At 40.1% G+C, this 4,637-nt stretch carries 6 protein-coding genes and 1 pseudogene; all 7 read right to left on the reverse strand.

The window, feature by feature from the left end:
• Positions 1–120, reverse strand: a pseudogene (locus DDE80_RS15805) (IS5-like element ISLpl3 family transposase); the annotation flags it as partial.
• Positions 121–189: 69 nt separating this feature from the next.
• Entirely contained in the window at positions 190–990 is an 801-nt protein-coding gene (locus tag DDE80_RS13740) for a carbon-nitrogen family hydrolase (RefSeq protein WP_108308477.1), read from the reverse strand.
• 48 nt (positions 991–1,038) lie between these two features.
• Positions 1,039–1,518: a Cys-tRNA(Pro) deacylase gene (gene ybaK / locus DDE80_RS13745; RefSeq protein WP_108308479.1), complete on the reverse strand. Its 480-nt coding sequence runs from the start codon at positions 1,516–1,518 to the stop codon at positions 1,039–1,041.
• Positions 1,519–1,538: 20 nt separating this feature from the next.
• The gene (locus tag DDE80_RS13750; RefSeq protein ID WP_108308480.1) at positions 1,539–2,300 is read right to left on the reverse strand and encodes a putative metalloprotease CJM1_0395 family protein; all 762 of its coding nucleotides are present in this window, start codon (positions 2,298–2,300) and stop codon (positions 1,539–1,541) included.
• Between the two features lie 215 nt (positions 2,301–2,515).
• Positions 2,516–3,511: a biotin synthase BioB gene (bioB, locus tag DDE80_RS13755; protein WP_108308482.1), complete on the reverse strand. Its 996-nt coding sequence runs from the start codon at positions 3,509–3,511 to the stop codon at positions 2,516–2,518.
• A gap of 165 nt (positions 3,512–3,676) precedes the next feature.
• Positions 3,677–4,012, reverse strand: a complete 336-nt coding sequence (locus DDE80_RS13760) for a biotin transporter BioY (protein ID WP_153060919.1) — start codon at positions 4,010–4,012, stop codon at positions 3,677–3,679.
• Positions 4,013–4,121: 109 nt separating this feature from the next.
• Positions 4,122–4,637, reverse strand: a 516-nt coding sequence (locus DDE80_RS13765; RefSeq protein ID WP_153060920.1) for an RNA-guided endonuclease InsQ/TnpB family protein, incomplete at its 5' end; no start/stop codon positions are given.

Raw genomic sequence — 4,637 nt, forward strand, 5'->3', positions numbered from 1 at the left:
CATCGCATTGAACATCTCACGGTTACTTCGTTTCGAAGGACGACCGGTTGTGTACGGTGGGAAGAACCCTTCAATTTGTTTCCACTGTTCATCTGTTAATTCGTAACGACTTGGCGCCATTTCATCCACCTCAATTTCTTGTTTTCATTATTGTACCATGAGGTGAAATAGTTTTTAGACAGAACCTAGTTATGTCCCAGCCTCTTGTACTACTTGTTTATATAATTCAGGTCGGCGATCTGCATACACAGGTATGCGCTCACGTACTTCATCTACAATAGAAAAATCCACATCGATAATAGCGAGCTCTTCATCATCTTGACCCGTCCACAATACTTCTCCCCACGGTCCAATAATCATCGAATGACCGTTGAAATTTTCTTTTTTATGAGAAAGACGATTGACTGCGATGACAAAGCATTGGTTTTCAATTGCGCGTGCTTGTAGTAATGTTTGCCAGTGATCAATGCGAGCTGTAGGCCACTGTGCAGGAATAAACAATGCTTTTGCGCCTTGGAGTGCATGTGTGCGCAACCATTCAGGGAAACGTGTATCATAACAAATCACACCACCCGCTTCTAGCTCCCCTAAAGTAAAGCGATTAACGGTACTACCGGCTGTTAAATACAAATGCTCATCCATTAGTCTAAAAAGATGTACTTTGTCATAGTCTCCTACGACTTGTCCTAAATTATTGACTGTATACATCGTATTATAAAACTTACCATCTTTTTTAGTAGCGACAGAGCCACCGACAATATGCACGCTTAACTCTCGTGCTAGTGCGCTTAAAAATGCTTTCGTTCTCGTTCCTTCAATATCAGCTAGCGTCTCAATCTCTTTAAGCGCGAAACTTGTATTCCATAATTCAGGTAGTACAATAAGCTCTGCCCCTTGTAACTTTGCCTCTCGAATTAGGCGTTCAGCAGTCGTAAAATTACGTTCGACGTCGCTATACGCTACATACATTTGAATACATCCAACTTTCATGGGTCATCCTCCTAAAAAACGACGCCCTTGTATATAACCAAGTCGTCGTTATTGTGTAATAGTTTCAAACTTAGCATGCGTTACACGCTCTAAATCATCGACATTAATATGCAGTTGCAATCCTACTTTACCAGCGCTAACAATAATGCGCTCATAATTTTTAGCACTCACATCAATAATGGTAGGGTACATCTTTTTCATCCCTACGGGTGAGCAACCCCCACGCACGTAGCCTGTAGTCGTTAACAGCTGGTCAAGTGGTAGCATTTCTACCTTTTTAACCCCTACTGCTTTAGCCGCTGCTTTTAGTTCGAGTGTAGCCGCCACCGGTATAACAAAAACAAAAATATCTGCTCCTGCATGAGTAACGAGTGTTTTATACACAAGCTCTTGCGGTTGATTCATTTTAGTCGCTACCGAAATACCGTCTACTTGGCCATCATTCACGGTATATTCAAGTACATCAAAATCAATTGAGCGTTGTTCTAATAAACGAATTGCGTTCGTTTTTAAGCGTTTTTTAGCCATCGCATGTAACTCCTATCTCGTTAAGCTGTTTGTGAAAATGCTGGTTCTACAAACGATTTATAGCCATTCGCCACCATTGCTTTCGTAGCTCCATATGTCGCTGTAGCTTTAGCAAAGAGGCGTTCCTTCATTAATTGTTCAAGATTGCGTCCAAATATCGTTTCCTTCGTTGGATCAAGCGCCGTATCTAGGGTAAAACGCTCTGGCACTTCAATCGTCGTATCTTCATCTGCAAAAGGTGGTGCTTCTTCAACTTCAGCCGCTGCTTTTGCACGTACTTGTTCAATTTGTGATACCGCACTCGCCGCTACTTTTAAATCTTGTGCCGACGGATTGGCCGGTGCTAATGCGGCTTGACGCACACGCTCTAAAATTGCGATTGTTTCCTCTGCATCACTCGCTGGCGCTGCGGAAATCGATACTTCGCCAGACGTCGCATAGCGCTTACCGTCCGGACCTTCTGTAAAACCTAAAGAAACAGCTCCTGCAATAGCGCCTCCTACAGATTTATGTGCTTGCTCATGCGCACGTACTTCACGATCCGCTTGCGCTAAATCAGCAATTTGTTTCTTTTCCTCTGGTGTATAATCATCTTTTACTAACTTTTGATTCTTCCCTGACAAAAGCTGTTCAAGCTCTGCTAAAGCAGAGTTTTTTGCGGGCTGGAAATAATCCGCATTTTTCTTATAAGCATCGCCTGCTTCCTTGCGCAACTGCTGACGTTTGCGTTCGTCTTGCTGATACAAACGTTCTGGTTGTACGACACTTGCAGCTATTCTCATTGTTAATCCCCCCACTCAAAACAATATCGTGCATCTATTATACACGACATTTACAATTATTTGTAGCTTACAAAGTCGTAGCGTTAACTAGCGAAAAGGACTAATAGAGATGTAATGATTATATGTTGTCTAACGCTTCTTTACTATCATTTACTACAAATAACTAGTAAAAAAAGCTACCGTCTCTAAAAAGAGTCGATAGCTTTAATTTTTCACTAGCTACATGCGCTTGCTGGTGCAGCTGTAAATTCAATTTCAAAACCAAGATCTTGTAGCATTAAGTAGTCGCTATTTTTTTCTTGTCCTTCAGTCGTTAGGTAGTCACCAACAAAAATACTATTAGCAACATACATACCAAGTGGTTGTAGTGAGCCAAGATTAACTTCACGTCCACCCGAAATACGGATTTCCTTCGTTGGGTTAATATAACGGAATAAAGCTAATACTTTTAAGCAGTAGCGTGGGTCTAAATCATTTGTGCCTTCTAATTTTGTACCGTCAATTGCGTGTAAAAAGTTTACTGGAATTGAGTCAGCATCTAATTGATGAAGTGCGCGCGCGATATTAACAACGTCTTCTTTTGTTTCACGCATACCGATAATCGCACCTGAACATGGTGAAATACCGTGTTTCTTCGCAATTTCTACCGTATTTACACGGTCTTGGTACGTATGCGATGTTGTAATGTAATCATGGTGGCGCTCAGATGTGTTTAAGTTATGGTTGTAACGGTCAACGCCTGCTTCTTTTAACTGCTCTGCTTGTTCTTCTTTAAGTAAACCTAAGCAAGCACAAACTTTTAAGCCGTATTTCTCTTTAATTTCTTCAACCGCTTCACTTACCACATTAACGTCCTTACGCGTTGGGCCACGACCACTTGCTACGATACAGTATGTACCGATTTTATTTTCATAGGCACGTTTTGCACCTTCTAAAATTTCTTCTTTTGAAATGAATGGATATTTATCAATTGGTGCACTTGATTTCGATGATTGTGAACAGTAGCCACAGTCTTCAGGACAATAACCACTTTTCGCATTCATAATCATATTTAATTTTACTTTTTTACCGTAATAATGTTTACGAATTGCAAAAGCACCATCTAGTAATTTTAATAAATCATCATCATCGCTCGTCAAAATTGCCATTGCCTCATCGTTAGTAATTTTTTTACCTTCAATGACTTCCTCTGCTAGCTGTAACCAGTTCATGTCAATCTCTCCCTTTATGTTTGTTAACGTAAAATGACTAACCCCTCATAGTGTTAACTCATTTATTAATAAAGTTAACACACTATGTTTACTAAAGTAAATAGCCGTTTGTTAATATTTTCTGAAAACATCAAAAAAAGAGACGCTTGCACATCTCCTTTTGACTTAGGCTAAACGTTTATCAGCAATTGTTGGTAAAACGCCTGCAGCTTTAAATGCTTGATATAAACGCATCGCAAAAAAGCCTGTAATAATAGCTAAACCAATATCTACTACTGCGCCCCCACTAAAAACAATGGCTAGGATACTGCTGAAACTTTTTTCCATATCCAGCCAAAAATTTAAAGCATAATATAAATCAGGAATGGCTACTCCGTAAATACAAACGAGTCCTACTAAATTAGCGGCAATAAAATCTTTACGTGTAGGTTGCTCTTTATTTTCTAACATACGCCCCATCACATAGGCTGCTAGAGCAAACCCAAGTGAACTACCCACCACTTATTGACCTTGCGGTCTAATTGAAGTGGGGGCTTCTCGACTTATCGTTGCTTTTACTAGCCAACGAAAACTGACCGAGCTAACCCTCTTGTTCCAAGAGTTTTTGTTTCTATGTTAATGCCAATAGGCGAATGCCTTCATTTTTGATATTGATGGCTGAATTATAGTCACGATATGCCACATACCCACATGAACAACGGTAAGTACGTTCAGATAGCTTCATAGGTTTTTCTGCACCACAGCAAGAACATTTTTTAGTCGAAGGGAACCATTTATCAATTTTCACAAGCTGTTTCCCTTGTTCTTTTAGCTTGTACGATAAGAATGTAGTGAACATGCCCCAACCATTGTCGTGAACGCTTTTACCAAAGTGAAGGGCTTGAGACATTCCTTTCATGTCCAAGTCCTCGATGATAACAGCGTCATAGGTTGTTGCTAATTCTTTTGATTGATGGTGTAGAAAGTTCTTACGTTGATTGGCTGTTTTTTCTTGTAGTTCAGCCACTTTCAAACGTTGTTTTTCCCAACGTGCAGAACCTTTCTTTCTACGAGATAGGATGCGTTGTTCTTTTGCTAATTTGTCTAATGATTGTCGATAAAAACGTGGGTAATTGGCTTTCTCACC

This window comes from Metalysinibacillus jejuensis (genome assembly GCF_003057615.1).
Taxonomy (GTDB): domain Bacteria; phylum Bacillota; class Bacilli; order Bacillales_A; family Planococcaceae; genus Metalysinibacillus; species Metalysinibacillus jejuensis.